The sequence below is a fragment of the Bosea vaviloviae genome, from assembly GCF_001741865.1.
GTDB classification, from domain to species: domain Bacteria; phylum Pseudomonadota; class Alphaproteobacteria; order Rhizobiales; family Beijerinckiaceae; genus Allobosea; species Allobosea vaviloviae.
Genome location: NZ_CP017147.1, coordinates 2,079,169 through 2,098,105, shown reverse-complemented (window position 1 = coordinate 2,098,105; position 18,937 = coordinate 2,079,169). Strand labels below are relative to the sequence as shown.

Here is an 18,937-nt window from a genome sequence, read left to right as displayed (position 1 = left end):
TCGACATGCCGGCGACCGCGCAGACCACGCCGCGCTTCTCCGCGACCTTCGACCCGCATACGATCTCGGAAATCCAGCGCGCCGCCGCGACCGGCATCTACGACATTCGCGGCGGCGGGGCGAAGCGCAAGCTGCCGCATTTCGACGACCTGCTGTTCCTGGGCGCCTCGATCTCGCGCTACCCGCTCGAAGGCTATCGCGAGAAATGCGGCACCGATGTCGTGCTCGGCGCGCGCTTCGCCAAGAAGCCGATCCATCTCAAGATCCCGATCACGATCGCCGGAATGAGCTTCGGCGCCTTGTCGGGACCGGCCAAGGAAGCGCTCGGGCGCGGCGCGACGATCGTCGGCACCTCGACGACGACGGGCGATGGCGGCATGACACCGGAGGAGCGTGGCCATTCGCAGACGCTGATCTACCAGTACCTGCCCTCGCGCTACGGCATGAACCCGGACGATCTGCGCAAGGCCGACGCGATCGAGATCGTGATCGGCCAGGGCGCGAAGCCGGGCGGCGGCGGCATGCTGCTCGGCCAGAAGATTTCCCCGCGCGTCGCCAGGATGCGCAACCTGCCGGAAGGCATCGACCAGCGCTCGGCCTGCCGCCACCCGGACTGGACCGGCCCCGACGATCTCGAGATCAAGATCGAGGAGCTGCGCGAGATCACCGATTGGGAGAAGCCGATCTATGTGAAGGTCGGCGCGAGCCGGCCCTATTACGACACCGCACTCGCCGTAAAGTCCGGCGCCGATGTCGTGGTGCTCGACGGCATGCAGGGTGGCACGGCAGCGACGCAGGAGGTCTTCATCGAGAATGTCGGCCTGCCGATCCTGGCCGCCATCCGCCCGGCCGTGCAGGCGCTGCAGGATCTCGGCATGCATCGCAAGGTCCAACTCATCGTCTCCGGCGGCATCAGGACCGGCGCCGACGTCGCCAAGGCGCTGGCGCTCGGCGCGGATGCGGTCGCGATCGGCACCGCGGCACTGATCGCGCTCGGCGACAACGACCCGCGGCTGGAGGCGGAATACGCCAAGCTCGGCACCACGGCCGGCGCTTATGACGACTGGCATGAGGGGCGCGATCCCGCCGGCATCACGACGCAGGATCCCGAGCTCGCCGCACGTCTCGACCCGGTCAAGGCCGGGCGCAGATTGGCGAATTACCTCTCCGTCCTGGCGTTGGAAACGCAGACCATCGCGCGCGCCTGCGGCAAGAGCCATGTCCATAATCTGGAGCCGGAGGATCTCGTGGCGCTGACCGTGGAAGCGGCCGCCATGGCGCGCGTGCCGCTGGCCGGCACCAACTGGATTCCCGGTAGCGCCGGGTTCTGAAAGCCACAGACGGGGCCGTCCAACGAGGCGGCCCTTATCGTTTGAAGAATGGGGAATTGAATGACCGTCGATCTCGCGGCCGCCGCCAAGGAGCGCGGCATCAAGTATTTCTTGATCTCCTACACCGATCTGTTCGGCGTCCAGCGCGCAAAACTGGTTCCCGCCAGCGCCATCAACGGCATGGCGAGGAGCGGCGCCGGCTTCGCCGGTTTCGCGACCTGGCTCGACATGACGCCGGCCGACCCCGATCTCTTTGCCGTGCCCGACCCTGACAGCCTGATCCAGCTGCCCTGGAAGCCGGAGGTCGGCTGGCTTGCGGCCGATCTGTGGATGAACGGCAAGGAGGTCGCGCAAGCCCCGCGCAACCTGCTCAAGCGCCTGGTCAAGGACGCCGCCGCCCAGGGCTATACGATGAAGACCGGCGTCGAATGCGAGTTCTTCCTGACCACGCCCGACGGCCTCGAGGTCTGCGACAGCGCCGACAGGCAGACAAAACCCTGCTACGACCAGTCGGCCCTGATGCGCCAATACGACGTCATCGCCGAACTCTGCGACGCGATGCTGGCGCTCGGCTGGAAGCCCTATCAAAACGACCATGAGGACGCGAACGGCCAGTTCGAGATGAACTGGAATTTCGGCGACGTGCTCGTCACCGCCGACCGCCATTCCTTCTTCAAATACATGGCGAAATCGATCGCCGAGAAGCATGGCCTGCGGGCGACCTTCATGCCGAAGCCGTTCCTGAACCTGACCGGCAGCGGCTGCCACGCCCATGTCTCGGTCTGGAACGGCGAGCGCAACCTGTTCGAGGATGAGGCCGGCGAGCTCGGCGTCTCGCAGCTCGGCTATCACTTCATCGGCGGCGTGATCCATTCAGCCGACGCGCTCTGCGCCTTGTTCAACCCGACGGTGAACTCCTACAAGCGCATCAATGCGCCGCGCACAACCTCCGGCGCGACCTGGTCGCCCAACACCGTGACCTATTCCGGCAACAACCGCACCCATATGATCCGCATACCCGAGGGTGGGCGGTTCGAATTGCGGCTGCCCGACGGCGCAGCCAACCCCTATCTCCTGCAAGCCGGCATCGTCGCCGCCGGCCTCGACGGCATCCGCAACAAGCGCGATCCCGGCAAGCGCCTCGACATCAACATGTACACGGACGGCCACCTGGTCGAGGGCGTCAAGAAGCTGCCGCTCAACATGCTCGACGCGCTGCGCGCGCTCGAAGCCTCGGAGGTCCTGAAGGAGGGGCTTGGCGCGTTCGTTCCCGCCTATCTCAAGCTCAAGCATCAGGAATGGAACGATTACGCACGCCATCTCACCCAGTGGGAGCGTGACGTGACGCTCGATTGCTGAGGGCGCTGGAGCGGAGCCTTCTCGTCATTGCGAGCGCAGCGAAGCAATCCAGGAGGGCTCGCTCGACGGCTCTGGATTGCTTCGCTGCGCTCGCAATGACGTTGGCGGCCCGCCGCCATCCAACCGGTTTCCCCACTCTCTCAGGGTGCGCTGTAGATGCGGGCGGCTCCCGCCGGCCAGCCAAGACGGACCTGGTCCGCGGTTTGCGGCGGCTGGCCCTTGAAACCGTCGCAGGGCAAGCGGATCGAGACCTCGCCGCCCCAGCTCGTGCGCGTCAGGACATGCACGACATCACCGAGGAAGGTCGTCGCGGTGACGGTGGCTGGGACCAGCCCTGCCGCCATGTCGTCGCCCCGGGTGATCGTGAGGCGCTCCGGCCGGACCATGATCGCGACATCGTCCCCGGCCTTGAAACCGGCGCCGGCAACGCCCGGAAGCCGCGAGCCATCCGGCAGAACCGCCTCGAAGGCGGCACCGCTCGCGAACGCGACCTTAGCCGGCAGGAAGTTGGAGTTGCCGATGAAGCCAGCGACGAAATGCGTGGCGGGTGCATCGTAAAGGTCGCGGCCGGACCCGACCTGCTCGATCCGGCCATTGTTGAACAAGGCGACGCGGTCGGACAGGCGCAACGCCTCCTCCTGGTCATGCGTGACATAGAGGATCGTCACCCCGGTCTCGTTATGGATGCGCTTGATCTCGAACTGGATCTCTTCCTTCAATTTCTTGTCGAGCGCCGACAGCGGCTCGTCCATCAGGAGCAATGGCGGGTCATAGGCCAGGGCGCGGGCCAGGGCCACGCGCTGCTGCTGGCCGCCCGAAAGCTGCGCCGGCATGCGCTCCGCATAGCGCTCCAGCCGCACGAGCCTGAGCATGGCCTGAACCCGCGCATCGATCTCCGCCTTCGAGCGACGCCGGACCTTGAGCGGAAAGGCGATGTTGTCGGCGATGCTCAGATGCGGAAACAGCGTATAGCGCTGGAAGACCATGCCGATATTGCGCTTGTTCGACGGCACCCGCAGCAGCGAGCTTCCGCGCAGCAGCACATCGCCGGCTGAGGGCTCCTGGAACCCGGCGATGACATAGAGCGTCGTGCTCTTGCCGGAACCGGACGGGCCCAGGAACGTCACGAACTCGCCCTCCGCGATATCCAGCGAAACATCCTCCACCGCGGCGACCGCGCCATAGCGCTTGGCGACGCCCCTGATGGACAGGAAGGGTGTCGTCATGAGGGTTTGTCCTTGCGCAGGAAGGCGGCGAGCAGCATCAGCACGGCGGTGAAGCCGACGAGGATCGAGGATACGGCGGCGATGACCGGCGAGAGATCCTGCCGCAGCGTCGAGAAGATTCGTACGGGCAAGGTCTGGAGGTCGGGGCTCGCCATGAAGATGGCGATGACGACCTCGTCCCAAGACGCCAGGAACGAGAAGATCGCCGCGCCGAACACACCAAGCTGGATCGAAGGGATCGTCACCCTGAGCTTGGCCTCCAGCGGGCTCGCGCCGCAGATGATCGCGGCTTCCTCGATCGCTGTATCGAAGCGCTCCAGCGCATTGCAGATCGAAATGATGGCAAATGGCAGCGCCACCACCAGATGGGCGATGACGAAGCCGATGAAGGTGCCGTTGAGCTGGATCCGCAGGAACAGCGCATAAAGCGCCACTGCCAGCACCACGACCGGCAAAACCATCGGCGTCAGGAACAAGGCGCGGACCAGTTCGCGCCCCGGGAAGCGCCCGCGTGTCAGCCCGAACGACGCCATCAGCCCGATGACGGTCGACAGCACCATGACGGTCAGCGCGATCCTGAGACTGACGAAGAAGGAAGTCAGCCATTCCGGGTCGGCGAAGAGCTGACCATACCATTTCAGCGTCCAGGCCGGCGGCGGGAATTGCAGCCATTGCGAGGAGCCGAAGGACAAAGCGACGATCAGCAGGATCGGCAGGAGCAGGAACAAGCCGACAAGCACGGCGACAAGGCAAAGGGCATGGCGCAGCCAGCCGAGACGATCGAAATCCAGCAGCATGGCCTACCTCGCCTCCCGGCTGCCGCCGAAGCCGAAATAGCGGAACTGCACCGCATAGATGGCGAGCGTCACCACGAGCAGGACGAGGGCCGCCGCCCCCGCCAGCCCCCAGTTGAGCAGCGACTGCACCAACTGCGCGATCAGCTCGGCCAGCATCATGTTGGAGGTTCCGCCGAGCAGCGCGGGCGTGACGAAGTAGCCGAGCGACATGACGAACACCATGAGCACGCCCGCAGCGACGCCCGATGCGACGAGCGGCGCCTTCTCGGTGAGGATGGCGACCAGGCGGTCATGCACCGGGCGCTCGACATAGAGCCGGGACCCGGCGACGCAGCTCTGGCCGGTCGCCGCGAAGATGCCGGCGATGATGGCGTTGGAGACGCTGTCGAGATCAGCATCCGCGAAGACCAGGACGGGCGATTTGCCGCCGAGCTCCAGTGTCACATGCGCCAGGTTCTCTGCGGTGTTGCGCACCACCTGGCGTGCCGTCGCCGGCCCGCCGGTAAAGGCGACGCGCGCCACTTTCGGGTGGCTCGTCAGGGCGCGCCCGGCGGGCTCGCCGAAGCCGGTGACGATATTGACGACACCCCTGGGAAAGCCCGCGGCATCGACCAGTCGCGCGAATTCGAGCAGCGGCGCCGGCCCGTCCTCCGAGGCCTTCAGCACGACGGTGCAGCCGGCGGCGAGCGCGGGCCCGAGCTTCACGGCGGACAGGAAGAGCTGCGAGTTCCACGGCACGATGGCGGCAACGACGCCGATCGGCTCGCGGCGCAGGAAGACCTCCATGTCCGGCTTGTCGATCGGCAGATGCGCACCTTCGATCTTGTCGGCAAGGCCACCGAAATAGCGGTAGTAATCGGCGACGTAGCCGATCTGCGCCCGCGTCTCGCGAATGATCTTGCCGGTGTCGCGCGTCTCCAGCTCGGCCAGGCGGCCGGCATGTTGGGCGACGAGATCGCCGAGCTTGATCAGCAGCTTGCCGCGCTGGGTCGCGGTCAGCCCGGCCCAGGCCGGGTCATGGAAGGCGCGGTCCGCCGCCTCGACGGCGCGGTTGATCTCGGCTTCCCCGCCGCCGGCATCAGCGCCCAGGCCGCGCCAGTCGCCGGGTCGAGGCTCTCAAAGGTCTCCGCCGCGTCGACGAAGGCGCCGTCGATATAGAGCTGGAACCGCGGCAAGGTCATCGACGCCCTCCGTCAGAGAAAGGCCGGCAGGACATGCCGGATGAAGAGATCGAGCGACTTCTTCTTGCGCGCATGCGGCAGGCCGCTGTCGATCCAGATCGAGAACTGGTCGAAGCCGAGCGCCTCATAGCCCTTCAATCGCGCGATCACGGCGTCGGGCTCGCCGATGACGAGGTTCTGGGCGACAGCCTCCGGCCGATAGGCGGGCAGCATCACCGCGCGCTCCTCGGCATCGAGCGGCGCCATGATGCCTTGCCGGATCGGGCGCTTGTTCTGGAACCAGGCGCCGAACAGGCCGTAGAAATCGCTCAGCGCTTGCGACAATTCCTCGGTCTCGGTCGGGCTGTCGGAGACGAAAGTGTGCTGCAGCAGCATGATCTTCGGGCGCTTGACCTCGGGATGGTTCGCGACGGCGGTCTCGAAGCGCTCCATCAGGCTCGCCACCTCGCCATCGCCCGCGGCGAGCGGCGTCACCTGGACGTTGCAGCCATTCACGACTGCGAAATCATGGCTGTTGGGGTCGCGCGCCGCGATCCAGACCGGCAGTTCCGCCTGCACCGGCTTGGGCGAGGAGGTCGTCTCGGGGAAGGACCAGAACTCGCCCTGATGGGCATAGTCGCCCGCCCACAGCTTCTTCACCGCCGGCACGAGTTCGCGCATGCGCTGGCCCGCGCCCCAGGCATCCAGGCCAGGCACAAGGCGCTCGTATTCGAAGGAATAGGCCCCGCGCGCAATGCCGAGATCGAGACGCCCATTCGTCGCGACATCGGTCAGCGCCGCCTCGCCCGCGAGCTTGATCGGGTGCCAGAACGGCGCCACCACATTGCCGGTTCCGAGCCGGATTCGCGTCGTCTTCGCCGCGAGATAGGCGAGCTGGACGAAGGGATTCGGCGCGATGGTGAACTCCATCCCGTGATGCTCGCCGATCCAGGCCGTCTCGAAACCGGCCGCCTCGCAGATCAGGACGAGCTCCTCCAGCTCCTCGAAGAGTTCGCGATGCGACTTGGCCGGGTCGGCGCGCTCCATATGGACGAAGAGGGAGAATTTCATCGCGCCGCCTTTCGTCTAGACCGATTGCGCCAACGGCTTGGTAGGTGATTTTGTCAGCGTCTGGACCGTGCCGCTCTCGGTGTCGCCGACATAGACGCCGAAGCTGTCCTCGCTGCGCTCGCGGACATAGCGGCGCAGCATCGAGCGGATCGCCTCGTCACGGAGCCGCTCCCACTGAATCTCGTCGAACGGTACGAGACGCACCGCTCCCGACGGCTCCGGCACCTCCAGAAGCCTGCCGCGATAATAGATCGAGGTCGCGCCCGGCGCCTCGCGATCCTCGAACACGGCGAAGAGGAAGCCGAGATCGGCCTTGACGCCAAGATGGTTCATGCGCCCCGACAGGCTCGCCGAATCGCCGCCCGCGCCGAGCGAAGCGCCCTCGGGCAGGTCGAGCCGCCCGCCCTCGCCTGCGACGAACAGGATCGCGCGCTCATGCTCCAGGATCGCGCCGACGCGCATCCGGCCGCCCTTCGCGGAGAAGCTGTCGAGCGACAGGCCGAACGCCACATGCGCCCCACGGCAATAGCCGAGCGGGTTGGCCGGCTCATGATCGAAGCCCATCACCTCGCCAATAAGGATGACGTGGTCGCCGGCCTCGATCAGCTCATGCTGCCGGCAATCGAACCAGGCTGCGACGTCGTTCAGGATCGGACTGCCTGCCGGCCCCTTGCGCCAGGCGGTCCTGGCGAATTTGTCGGCGCTCCTGGTCGCGAACAGGTTGGAGATATCGGCCTGACTCTCGGCCAGGATGTTCACCGAGAAATGGCCCGCTTTCGAGAAGACCGGGCAGCTCGACGCCGTCTTGGCGATACAGACCAGGACCAGCGGCGGATCGAGCGAGACAGAGGTGAAGGAGTTGGCGGTGAAGCCGCGCGGCTCGCCATCCTCCTGGAGCGTCGCCACCACGGTGACGCCGGTCAGGAAGCTGCCGAGCGCCTTGCGGAATGCACCCTTGTCGAAGGCCGCCGCCTCGGCCTGCGCGAAAAAGGCGAGCAGCCGCCGGCTGATCTCACCGGGCGCGGTCAGGCTCATCATATGGCGCTCGTCGGGCACGATCTCGGCCCGGCTGCCGGGCGCAAGCCGCGCCATCGCCAGGGACATCTCGGGGGTCGAGTTGGGGTCACCTTCGCCGGTGATGAACAGCGCCGGCACGGAAAGCCCGGCAAGACGGTCGCGATGGGCGGCGTCCGAGGTCGCAAACAGCCGGTAGGTCCGCGCATAACCGACCGGATCGACCGCATCGAGAAGCGCATGCACCGTCGCCGCCGCTCCGCTCCACGAGGCCGGGACGGGATCTCCGAACCAGCGCGTGATCGTCGCAGCCCAGGCGGGGGGAGCAGCCGCATCCTCCAGCGCCGCGAGACGCTGCGCGATCGCCTCGCGCTGCTCGGCCGTGCGGCAGAAGGTGGCGTTCATCGCCGTCACGCTCGCCAGCCGCGAGGGATGCGACAGAGCGAACTCCAGCGAGACGAGCGCGCCCATGGAATGGCCGACGAGATGCACCTTCCGGAGACCGAGACCGTCTATCAGCGCGAGCAACGCGTCGGCATAGTCGGAAAGCCGCGCATCCGCCGGCGGCAGGCTGGAGCCGCCATGGCCGAGCATGTCGACGGCGACGACGTCGTAGCGCTTCGACAATTCCTCGATCTGGTCCGCCCAGACCGAGGCCTGCATGCCGACGCCATGCACGAGAAGGACGGGCGCGCCCCTGCCGCGCCGGATGAACGCCACCCGTGCGGGCGCTCCCGTCCGGTCCTGGTAGGAGATCGCGCCCCGCTCAGACATCCGTGCCGCCCAGATCCTTGAGATCCTGGTAGCGGTCGCCGATGCGATGATGCGGCCGCCCGCCGATGGACGCCCCGAGCGCCACCACGATCTCGTCGGGAGCCGGCGCGTCGAGAATGCCGAACTGGATCGTGAGGTAATGCGAGCGCATGCCCTCATCGGCTTTGTGCATCAGCGGGATGACCACCGGACAGTTCGGCCCGCCGCGCGTATTGGTGAAACTCAGATAGCTCTTCGCACCGACGGCCTTGCGGAAATGGTTGCCGAAGCGGAGCGTGTGGATCAGCGCCGAGGCATGCTCGATCTCGCCCGAGGTGCCGACGATCGCGGCCTTGCCATAACCTTCGACCGCCTCGCCGTCGCCAGTCATCCGCAGGATCTCGGCCGTCAATCGCTCGCCCAGAACCGGCGCGACGGCATGGATCTCGGGCTTCAGATCCTCGACGAAACCGCGGCCCGCCCAGGGATTGCGCAGAACCGCCGCCGCCGCGAACAGGCGCAGCGGGCGGGCAGCCTCGCGGCCACCCTCGATGAAGGTGTCCTCGGTGAAGGTGACGATCTTGCGCAGTTCCAAGCCCACTTCCCTCTCCTCTCAAGCGATCCGCTTCGAGAATGAGATTATGGTATGCCATATTATAGTTTCGTCAAGAGCGTCTGGATGGTGGATCCATTACCCTGGGAAACGCACCGTCATCCTGGCCGAAGCCCTCGGGTCCGGCCTTCGGCCGGCCCAAGGACAGGCTCCGCGCAGCGCCGGGATCCATCGGGGGGCTAGGCCCCTACGATGGATCCCGGATCTGCGTCGCTTACGCGACTTGTCCGGGATGACGGAGTGAGTGTGTGCAGGCCGCCCGCTTAGACGCGGGGCGCAGCGTTCACGGCCGCGCCGTCAGGCGCCCACCTTGGCCAGCACATCGGCGCGCAGGAAGCGCTCGATGAACAGCATGAACAGCACGGAGGGAACGAGCAGGATCAGCGCCGTGATCGAGGCGACCTGATAATTGCCGCCCATCGCCGCGTTGTAGAGCAGGAGCGGCAGCGTCGTGACCTGCGGCACGCCGACGAAGAAGGTGCCGGTGAACTCGTCGAGCGACTCCAGGAAGACGAAGATGCCGCTGGCGATGATGCCGGGCGCGGCCAAGGGCAGCGTCACCGTGAAGAAGGCGCGCAAGGGCGAGGCGCCGATATTGCGGGCGGCGAGTTCGAGATCCTTGTCGACCGCAGCAAATGCCGCCGCCGCGATCCAGACCGAATAGACCAGGCCATGGGCGGCATGGACGAGAACGACGGCGAAGACCGTGCCGTTGATGCCGATCTGGTAGAACACCCGCGCGACGTTGATGTAGATCGCGACCGAGGGAAAAGCCTGCGGCAGCAGGAACATCACCATGAACAGCGCCCGCATCGGCAGCTTCAAGCGCGCCAGCGCATAGCCCGCCGGGATAGACAGAGCGAGCGCGACGACGACCGTCAGCACGGCGATCCAGACCGAGGTGCCGAGCGAGGCCATGGCGTCGCCGGTCGGGCGGAAGACCTGCTCCCAATAGCGCGTGCCATAGGTCACCGGCAGCTTGAACGGCGTGTACCAGCGCTCGGCGACCGACCAGAGCGCGAGGTTTGCGAGCGGACCGATCAGCACGAAGGCGAAAGCGGCGAGCAGCGCGGCGGCCAGCGTCGCCCGGGCGGCCGAGGCGAGGCGGATCATGGCGCCGCCTCCTTCGACAGGCCGCGCTTGAGGTAGAGGATCGCGGCGCCTGCACTGATCAGATAGGTGATGACGCCAAGCGCATTCGCCGTGGCGTAGTCGCCATAGGAATTGATGCGGAAGGCCATGTCGACCGTCAGCATGGTCGGCTGCGAGCCCGCGACCATCATCGGCACGGAGAGCACCGAGAGCATCGTCACGAAGGACAGCACGAGCGCGACGAGCAGGGTCGGCATCACCTGCGGCAGGGCCAGTTCGACGAGCACGCGCACACGCGAGGCGCCGAGATTGCGGCCGGCCTCCAGCGTCGCCCGGTCGATCGAGGCAAGCGCGCCGGCGAGCAGCAGCGCGACGAAGGGGGTCTGCTTCCAGACAAAGGTCGCGATGATGCCGCGCCAGTCGAGATAGCTCACGGCGCTCAGCGGCTCCATCAAGCCGAGCGAGACGAAGGTGTTGTTCATCAGCCCGTTCTTGGCGAGGAAGGTGCGCATGCACTGCGCCGCGACGATGAAGGGGATGAACAGCGGCCAGCGATAGAGCGCCTTGAGCGTGCCGACGATCCAGGGATTCTCACCCAATGTCAGCGTGCCGGCGATGACGATCGCAGCAAGCGCGGTCAGCCCGCAGGACGCCAGCACGATCACCACCGTGAAGACGATGTCGGTCGAATACAGCTCATAGGCCTTGGCGAACCAGTCTAGCGTCAGCGAGCCGTCCGGCTTGGTGAAGGCCGAGATCAGCGAGAAGCCGAGCGGATAGAGGAACAGTGCGGCGACCAGGAGAAGGCCGGGCGCGACGAGGATCAGCGCCAGTTGGCGTTGAGAGAGCATGGGCGGCGAACCTGGTTGACGTCGACGCAGATCACGTCACATTCGGACGGCAACGTCCGAATGTGACGTGATCTGCTCTAAAAGTTGAGAGCATTGCTCTTGCGAAAAACCGGTGCCCACTTTTTCGCGCAATGCTCTAGAAGCAGCGAGGGCCGCGTCACGGTCGGGCTTGACCCGACCATCTCTTGAACCAGAACGATCTGGTCATGAGATTCTCGGACAAGCCCGAGAATGACGCGTGATCCCATCAGCCGTGTCAGTTCGAGACCTTCTTCTCGTAACCTTCGAGGATGTCGTTGAAGTAGGGCGCGATCGGGAAGGACTTGGCGTTCTTCGCGAGATCGCTCGGGGTGATGTCGGTGAAGAGCTTGTTCCAGGCCGCCTGGTCGAGCTTGCCCTCGAGGTTCTTGGCGTCGATGCCCGGATACCAGTTGAACTTCTTGACGATGCCGTCCGCCTGCACCTGCGGGCTGGTGGCGAGCGCGATGAACTCCTCGGCGAGCTTGCGGTTGGCGGTCTTCTCCGGCACGGCGTAATACATCGGCTGGCCCGGCATGCCGGGAGAAGCGAGCTTGAGCTTCATGTTCGGCGGCAGCTTGCCGTCGGCCTGCCAGGAATAGAACATGTCGACCCAGACCGGCCCGATCGCGATCTCGCCGCGATTGAGCATGTCGAGCGTGCCGGCATTGCCGGGGGTGATGACGACCGACTTGTTGAACTCCTTGAGATCGGCGAGCGCGCCGTCCCAGGACGCCTTCACGGCCGGATCATAGGGGCCCTTGATCAGCCTGTCGGCGTCGCCGCCGAAGGCGTAGACCCAGCCGGCGACGAAGGCGACGCCGGACATGCCGCCCTTGATGCCGTTATAGCCGAACTGCTTGGGGTTCTTCTTGGCCCAGTCGCGCAGCTCCGCGAAGCTGTTGGGCGGAGATTTGAGCAGATCGGCATTATAGGCGAGCGCGGTCTGCGACTGGAACATCGGGATGACGAAGCCCGAGACGTCGGCGCCGAGCGCGTTCTTCGCCGACTCGCTCGAGACGAGTTTCGCGGTGTCGACCTTGTCGGTGTATTTGGCGAGCAGGCCTTCCTTCACCATCGTGCCGGCGGCCTTCTGGTGGATGACGACGACATCGAAATCGGTCGTGGCCGAGCTCTTCTGCGCGTCGAGCTTCTCATAGATCTTCTGCGAGCCGGAATCGCCGGCGCCGGTGCCGACGGAAACGACCTTCACGCCGGGATGGGACTTCTCGAACATCGGCCCGAGATAGTCCTTCACATAATCGACCATGTTCTGGTCGCCGGCGGTGGCGACGTTCAGGGTCTGGGCCGAAAGCGGTGATGCCGCCATCAGCGCCGCGAGCGAACAGGCTATGGTGAGGATGCGCATGGGTCTGACTCCTTGTTGGATAGAACGCGGTCAGGCGGCGATCGACCCGGCCTCGGATGCCGGGAAGATGTGGAGGCGCTGCAGCGGGATGCGCAGGCCGACTTTGGTTCCGAGTTCGTGGCGGTCGGCGTCGTCGACCGTGATCTGGCGGCCTGCCGCCTCGACCCGGTAGCGATAGACGCCGCCGGGATAGGCGCGCGCGGCGATCAGCCCCGGCACGATCAGATCGTCGACCGAGGTCGCGTCGCTGGCGTCGAGCCGCGCGACGTCGTCACGGAAATAGGCAACCGCATCACCGCTCGGCAAAGCGCTCGATACCGCGTTCGCGAGGCTCGCCGTGGCCTCGCCCGCACTCAAGCGAGCACCCTGCTCCGAGCGCTCGACGCGCAGCGGCAGGACGTTCTCCGCGCCCATGAAATTGGCGACGAAGGCAGTCGCCGGGCGGTCATAGACCTCCTCGGGCGTGCCGACCTGCGCGATCCTGCCCGCCTGCATGATGACGAGCCGGTCGGCCATGGTCATGGCCTCCTCGCGATCATGCGTGACATGGACGGCGGTCAAGCCCAGACGCTGCTGGATCGCGCGGATCTCATGGCGCATCGTCATGCGGATCTTGGCGTCGAGATTGGAGAGCGGCTCGTCGAGCAGCAGGATGCCGGGGTCGATGGCGAGCGCCCGGCCGAGCGCGACGCGCTGGCGCTGGCCGCCCGAGAGCGCCGTGACCTTGCGGTTCTCATAGCCGGCAAGGCCGAGGAATTCGAGCATGGCGGCGACCTTGGCCGCGATCTGCGCCTTGGTGGCGCCGCGCAGCTTCAAGCCGTAGCCGATATTCTGCAGCACGGTCATATGCGGCCACAGCGCATAGGACTGGAACACCATCGCCATGCCGCGCTTCTCCGGCGGCAGCGAGGCGACATCCTTGCCGCCGACGATGATCGAGCCGGATTGGACCGGCACGAAGCCGCTCAGCGAGCGCAAAAGCGTGGTCTTGCCGCAGCCCGACGAGCCGAGAAGCGCGGTGAAGCTGCCGGGTGTGAAATCGAGGCTGACGCCGTGCAGCACCCGTGTGCCGCCATAGGCGACATGCAGATCGCGCACGGCAATGGCCGCGCCGCTTTGCGGCCCGTGCTGCAATTCCGTTGGCAAAACGCCGTCTCCCTTGCCGCGATCTTTTTCAGAATGATTGGAACGTCTCTTCCAATTTCTGATACGCTTGGAATAAATATAACGCCCGTCTCCGGCCGTGTGCAATAGGTTTGTGAACCTCTGATGACGCCCCTGATCCACTCCATCTGGCTGCTGCCGAAAACCGAGGACGAGACGCTGCTGGCGGAGGTGGTCGCGGAGCTGTCGCGCCGCTTCGACACACCGCTCTTCGCGCCGCATCTGACGATGAAGGGCGACACCGACCTGCCCATGGCGGCGCTCGAAACCGCGATCGCAGAGGCGGCCGGCGCGGTCGCGAGGTTTGCGGAAGAGATCGCCGCGATCGAGACGAGCGAAAGCTATTTCCGCTCGTTCTATGCGCGCTTCGCGGTCAGCGCGCCGCTGGCGCGATTGAAGCAGCGATTGGACGCGCAGGCGGCAGAGGCCTTCATGCCGCATGTCTCGCTGCTCTACGGCCCGGTCGCGCCAGAGCTGAAGGCCGCAGTGGCAGAGGAGGTCGGGCGGCGGCTGAAAGGGCGAGCCGTCAGCTTCGACCGGCTCTGCGTGGTGCGCTCGGGCCAGGATATCCCGATCGCCGATTGGCGCGTCGTGGCCAGTGCGTGGTTGGGCTGAACACCGGCGCGCTCTTTTCCCGTCCTATCCGTCATTGCGAGCGCAGCGAAGCAATCCAGCGTCTCGCTCGACGTCTTCTGGATTGCTTCGCTGCGCTCGCAATGACGGTTGGCGCCGGCTCAGCCCGGCGGGATCAGCGTCACGCCCGAATTCGCGAAACCGAGCTTCACCGATGTGCCCTCGGCCAGCATCGGGCGGGCGCCGTACTGCACCACGAAGAGATCGGCGGCCTCGGTCTCGACGATGATGTCGAGGTGGTTGCCGAGATAGGTGCATTTGCGGATCGTGCCGGGCAGCCCCGCGCCTGCCCCTTCCGACAGGATCAGGCTCTCCGGCCGTACCGCGACCCGGGCCGGCCCCGGCCCGAGCCCACGCGCCGGCAAGGAGACGCTGGCCGAGCCGATCGCGACATCGGCGCGCCCCTCGGCGACGGAGCGGATCGTCACGTCGATCAGATTGGCGTCGCCGATGAAATCCGCGACGAAGGCGTTGGCCGGCTCCTCATAGAGCTCGCGCGGCGCGCCCTCCTGCGCGATGCGCGAATTCGACATCACGATGATGCGGTCGGAAACGGCGAGCGCCTCCTCCTGATCATGGGTGACATAGGCGACCGTCAGGTTGAGACTTTGCTGCAATTCGCGGATCTCCTCGCGGACCCGGCGGCGCAGTTTTGCATCGAGATTGGAGAGCGGCTCGTCGAAGAGCAGCACCTGCGGCTCCAGCACCAGAGCGCGCGCCACCGCGACGCGCTGCTGCTGCCCGCCGGAGAGCTCCGAAGGGTAGCGGTTCTCGAAACCTTTCAGGCCGACGAGCGCAAGCTTCGACAGCGCCATTTCGCGCGCCACATCCTTGCCCAGCCCCTTCACGGTCGGGCCATAGGCGGCGTTCTCCAGCACGCTCATATGCGGAAACAGCGCATAGGACTGGAACACCATGCTGACGTCGCGATCAGCCGCCGAGAGCCGCGTCACATCCTTGCCGCCGATCAGGATCTGGCCCGCGCTGGCGATCTCGAGCCCGGCGATCATGCGCAGGGTCGTGGTCTTGCCGCAGCCGGAGGGGCCGAGCAGGGTGACGAGCTTGCCGGCCTCGATGGCGAAGCTGACATCGTCGACGGCGGTCACCGCGCCATAGCGCATGCTGACATTGCGGAACTCGACGGATGCGGGGCCGGCCTTCGTCAACTTGCTGCTCCTTGACTGATAGGATTGGAGACCGAGCCGGAGAGTGCCACGAGCTTGCGCCGGCCGAGCTTGCGTTCGCCGACGCCGAGCTGGATCAGTCCGATGCCGGCGGCCATGACCACGATCAGCACCGAGGAATAGGCGATGGCCAGGCCGAACTCGCCGGCCTCGACCCGGCCGACGATATAGGCGGTGGCGAGGTTGTACTCGGCCGAGACCAGGAAGATCACCGCGCTGACGGCGGTCATGCTGCGTACGAAGCTGTAGACCAGCGCCGCGACCAGCGCCGGGCGCAGCAGCGGCAGCACGACGCGCCAGAGCGTGGTGAAGCTGCGGGCGCGCAGCGTCGTCGAGGCCTCGTCCAGGCTCTTGTCGATCTGCGACAGGCCGGCGATGCCGGAGCGCACGCCGACCGGCATGTTGCGGAAGACGAAGGCGATGATCAGGATCAGCCCGGTGCCGGTGATCTCGATCGGCGGCACGTTGAAGGCCAGGATATAGGCGACGCCGAGCACCGTGCCGGGAATGGCGAAGGAGAGCATCGTCGCGAATTCCAGGGTGCTGCGCCCGCTGAATTTCTGCCGCGTCAGCAGATAGGCGGTGAGCAGGCCGATCAGCGCCGTCAACGGCGCTGAAATCGCCGCGACCTTCAGCGTCGTGAAGAACGAGTTCCAGGCCGCACCCTCGAAGAAGAGTCCGCGGCTGAAATCGATCGCGAAACCGGTGCGGTAGTGCTCCAGCGTCGGCGTGTAGTCGCGGCCCATCGTCTTGACGAAGCCGCCGACGAGGATGACGAGATAGATCACCAGCGTGAGCGCCACCCAGGGCAGGACGGCCAGCCCCGCGAGCCAGGTGACCCGGCGCGGCAGCGGCGTCGGCAGGCCGGCATCGCCCTTGCCCGTCACGGTCGTGTAGGATTTGCCGCCGAGCCAGCCCTGCTGCAGCCAGAAGGCGCCGAGCGTGAAGGCGAGCAGCACCATGGCGAGCACCGCCGCCTGGCCCTGGTTATAGGCTGCGCCGACGACGGCGAAGAAGATCTTGGTCGAGAGCACCTCGAAATTGCCGCCGAGCACCAGCGGATTGCCGAAATCGGCCATGCTCTCGACGAAGCCGAGCAGGAAAGCGTTGGCGATACCGGGTCGCAGCAATGGCCAGGTCACGGTCGAGAAGGTCTGCCAGCGGCCGGCCCCCAGTGTCTGCGAGGCTTCCTCCAGGCTCGGGCTGATGCCCTGGACCACGCCGATCAGGACGAGGAAGGCGATCGGCGCGAAGGCGAGAACCTGCGCCAGCAGCACGCCGGGCAAACCATAGATCCAGCGCGAGCGCGGAACCCCGAACCAGTCCGCCATGATCCCGGTGAAGAAGCCGGAACGGCCGAAGAGCAGGATCAGCGCGAGCCCGATCACGAAGGGCGGCGTGATGATCGGCAGCACCGTCAGCGCCCGCATCAGGCGCTTGCCGGGCATCGCCGTGCGCTGGAGCAGCAGCGCGCAGGCAAGACCAAGCAGGGTCGTGATCACCCCGGTCAGCACGGCCAGGATCAGCGTGTTCCAGGCAACCCCGCAGCTCGTGCCGCTGGAGACGCAACCGAGACCCCAGATCGTGGCGCTGAAGAACCTGTCCGAGAAGGCCGAGAGCGCGACATGGCCGTTCTGATCGACCAGCGCGCTCTTCAGGATGACCATGACGGGCCAGAAGATGAACAGCCCGATCAACAGGACGACGATGCCGATGGCCGAGGTGGTGAACAGGTCACCCCGGCAATAGCCACGATAGGCCAGGCCATGGCAGGTCAGGAGCAGCAGCGCCAGGACGGTGAGGAAAGCGCCGCCGCCCATGCCGGCCTGCGCGACATCCGCGCCCAAAAGCGCCGTGGCCCAGCCGGCGGCAGAGCCTTTCAGGCCGATGCCGAAGCCCTGCAGGAAGAACACCGCTAGCCCCGCCCCCCCGGCCGCGACGAGGACACGCGCCACCTTGCCGGATTCAGTGCCGCGGCAGAACGCCGTCGCTGCCAGCAAGGCCACACCTACCGGCAGCAGCCAGGGCGCTTCCCCGGACAAGGCGAGCGCCAAGGCACTGCCCGCCTTGCCGAGCGGATAGCTGGAGAGCCAGCCAAACTGCGTCAGGCTCATGCCCTCGGGCAGATACCAGGGCAGCACGGCATAGCCGAGCCAGCCGATCAGGAGCACGAGTTGCGTGGCGCGGCGCATGTCAGCCGTCTCCGCCCGAGAGCCCGTCACCTACTTCGGCAGCGCCTTGACCTCGCGGTCCCATTTGGCGAGCAAGCGCGTGCGCTCGGCCGAGGAGCCGTATTTGACGAAGTCGTAGTCGATCAGCTTCATCTCCGACATCTTCGGCGATTGCGGCGGCACCGGCGCATTCTTGTTCGACGGCACCTGATAGGATTTCGCCGGTCCGGCGAGCCCTTGCGCGGCGGGCGTCAGCGCCCAGTCGTAGAACTTCTTGGCGTTGTCGAGATTGCGCGCGCCCTTGACGATCGACATTGAGCCGATCTCGTAACCCGTGCCCTCGCAGGGCGCGACCGGCTTGATCGGATCGCCCTGCACCGCGAAGACGACGGCGTCGTGGATGAAGACGATGCCGACGGCGGTCTCGCCCAGGCTCGTCGCCTTGGCCGGCGCGGCGCCCGATTTGGTGTACTGGTTGATGTTCTTGTGCAGGGCCTTGAGGTAGGCGAAGGCCTTGTCCTCGCCCATCAGCTGCACCACCGTCGCGAGCAGGTTATAGGCCGTGCCTGACGAGTTGGGGTCGGCGACCTGGACGTCGTCCTTGAGCTTGGGGTCGAGCAGATCGGCCCAGCATTTCGGCTCCGCCATGCCCTTGGACTTGATCTGCTGGGTGTTGAAGCCGAAGCCGAGCGCGCCGGCATAGATGCCGATCGAGCGCTGCTTGGCGGCCTTCCACTGCGAGATCGCCCAGTCGTTCAGATCCTTATTGGCGGGCGACTCGTATTCCTGCGTCAGCCCCTCCTCGGCCGCCTGGAGATGCGGATCGCCAGTGCCGCCCCACCAGATATCGCCACGCGGATTAGCCGATTCCGCCTTGAGCTGGGCATAGATCTCGCCCGCCGATTTGCGCGTCATCGCAACCTTGATGCCGGTCTCCTTCTCGAAGGCGGTCGACATGGCGCGGCACCATTCTTCCTGGACGCCGCAATACATCACCAGCGCGCCTTGCGCCTTCGCTGGAGAGGTTGCCAACGGCGAAGCGGCGGCAACAGCGGCGAACACTCCGGCGGCAAGCCAGGATTGGGTCTTCATGGTCGTCCTCCCTGGTCGAACGTTTCGTTCGTTGTTCTG

Annotated in this window: 15 protein-coding genes and 1 pseudogene; 3 read left to right on the top strand and 13 right to left on the bottom strand. The window is 66.1% G+C overall.

Annotation, left to right across the window (positions count from 1 at the left end; genetic code table 11):
- Window positions 1-5 precede the first annotated feature (5 nt).
- A complete protein-coding gene (locus tag BHK69_RS09840) occupies window positions 6-1,331 on the top strand; it encodes an FMN-binding glutamate synthase family protein (RefSeq protein WP_148663651.1) in 1,326 nt (441 codons plus the stop codon).
- A 60-nt stretch (window positions 1,332-1,391) separates the two neighbouring features.
- Window positions 1,392-2,690: a type III glutamate--ammonia ligase gene (gene glnT / locus BHK69_RS09835; RefSeq protein ID WP_069689945.1), complete on the top strand. Its 1,299-nt coding sequence runs from the start codon at window positions 1,392-1,394 to the stop codon at window positions 2,688-2,690.
- Between the two features lie 140 nt (window positions 2,691-2,830).
- On the opposite strand, the gene BHK69_RS09830 is transcribed toward glnT, so the two are convergent.
- The 10 genes and pseudogenes from BHK69_RS09830 to BHK69_RS09785 all read right to left on the bottom strand — a co-directional run bounded on the left by BHK69_RS09830 (window position 2,831) and on the right by BHK69_RS09785 (window position 13,800).
- Window positions 2,831-3,916 (bottom strand): ABC transporter ATP-binding protein, encoded by a 1,086-nt coding sequence (locus BHK69_RS09830; protein WP_069689944.1) that lies wholly within the window; start codon window positions 3,914-3,916, stop codon window positions 2,831-2,833.
- Complete coding sequence (locus BHK69_RS09825; RefSeq protein WP_069689943.1) at window positions 3,913-4,713, bottom strand: ABC transporter permease; 801 nt, start codon at window positions 4,711-4,713, stop codon at window positions 3,913-3,915. The genes BHK69_RS09830 and BHK69_RS09825 overlap by 4 nt, the downstream gene beginning before the upstream one ends.
- Window positions 4,714-4,953: 240 nt before the next feature.
- Window positions 4,954-5,888: pseudogene (locus BHK69_RS09820) on the bottom strand (aldehyde dehydrogenase family protein); the annotation flags it as partial.
- Window positions 5,889-5,906: 18 nt separating this feature from the next.
- Complete coding sequence (locus BHK69_RS09815) at window positions 5,907-6,944, bottom strand: LLM class flavin-dependent oxidoreductase (RefSeq protein WP_069689942.1); 1,038 nt, start codon at window positions 6,942-6,944, stop codon at window positions 5,907-5,909.
- Between the two features lie 15 nt (window positions 6,945-6,959).
- Window positions 6,960-8,732: an alpha/beta fold hydrolase gene (locus BHK69_RS33395; protein WP_069689941.1), complete on the bottom strand. Its 1,773-nt coding sequence runs from the start codon at window positions 8,730-8,732 to the stop codon at window positions 6,960-6,962.
- Window positions 8,725-9,312 (bottom strand): amino acid synthesis family protein, encoded by a 588-nt coding sequence (locus BHK69_RS09805; protein WP_069689940.1) that lies wholly within the window; start codon window positions 9,310-9,312, stop codon window positions 8,725-8,727. Before BHK69_RS09805 ends, BHK69_RS33395 begins: the two co-directional genes overlap by 8 nt.
- Before the next feature lie 309 nt (window positions 9,313-9,621).
- Window positions 9,622-10,437: an ABC transporter permease gene (locus tag BHK69_RS09800; RefSeq protein WP_069689939.1), complete on the bottom strand. Its 816-nt coding sequence runs from the start codon at window positions 10,435-10,437 to the stop codon at window positions 9,622-9,624.
- Complete coding sequence (locus BHK69_RS09795) at window positions 10,434-11,267, bottom strand: ABC transporter permease (RefSeq protein WP_069689938.1); 834 nt, start codon at window positions 11,265-11,267, stop codon at window positions 10,434-10,436. Before BHK69_RS09795 ends, BHK69_RS09800 begins: the two co-directional genes overlap by 4 nt.
- 256 nt (window positions 11,268-11,523) lie before the next feature.
- Entirely contained in the window at window positions 11,524-12,654 is a 1,131-nt protein-coding gene (locus BHK69_RS09790) for an ABC transporter substrate-binding protein (RefSeq protein WP_069689937.1), read from the bottom strand.
- A gap of 30 nt (window positions 12,655-12,684) precedes the next feature.
- A complete protein-coding gene (locus tag BHK69_RS09785) occupies window positions 12,685-13,800 on the bottom strand; it encodes an ABC transporter ATP-binding protein (protein WP_244548452.1) in 1,116 nt (371 codons plus the stop codon).
- A 123-nt stretch (window positions 13,801-13,923) separates the two neighbouring features.
- On the opposite strand from BHK69_RS09785, the gene BHK69_RS09780 reads away from it, so the two are divergent.
- The gene (locus BHK69_RS09780; protein WP_069689936.1) at window positions 13,924-14,433 is read left to right on the top strand and encodes a 2'-5' RNA ligase family protein; all 510 of its coding nucleotides are present in this window, start codon (window positions 13,924-13,926) and stop codon (window positions 14,431-14,433) included.
- A gap of 119 nt (window positions 14,434-14,552) precedes the next feature.
- Here BHK69_RS09780 and BHK69_RS09775 read toward each other — a convergent pair whose 3' ends face one another.
- From BHK69_RS09775 to BHK69_RS09765, 3 genes are read right to left on the bottom strand one after another with little or no spacing between them, the layout of a single operon-like run.
- Entirely contained in the window at window positions 14,553-15,617 is a 1,065-nt protein-coding gene (locus BHK69_RS09775) for an ABC transporter ATP-binding protein (protein WP_069689935.1), read from the bottom strand.
- Window positions 15,614-17,827 carry an ABC transporter permease gene (locus BHK69_RS09770; protein ID WP_069689934.1) on the bottom strand — a complete coding sequence of 738 codons (2,214 nt, stop codon included), beginning with the start codon at window positions 17,825-17,827 and terminating at the stop codon, window positions 15,614-15,616. The genes BHK69_RS09775 and BHK69_RS09770 overlap by 4 nt, the downstream gene beginning before the upstream one ends.
- A gap of 30 nt (window positions 17,828-17,857) precedes the next feature.
- Window positions 17,858-18,898 carry an ABC transporter substrate-binding protein gene (locus BHK69_RS09765; RefSeq protein ID WP_069689933.1) on the bottom strand — a complete coding sequence of 347 codons (1,041 nt, stop codon included), beginning with the start codon at window positions 18,896-18,898 and terminating at the stop codon, window positions 17,858-17,860.
- Between the last annotated feature and the right edge of the window lie 39 nt (window positions 18,899-18,937).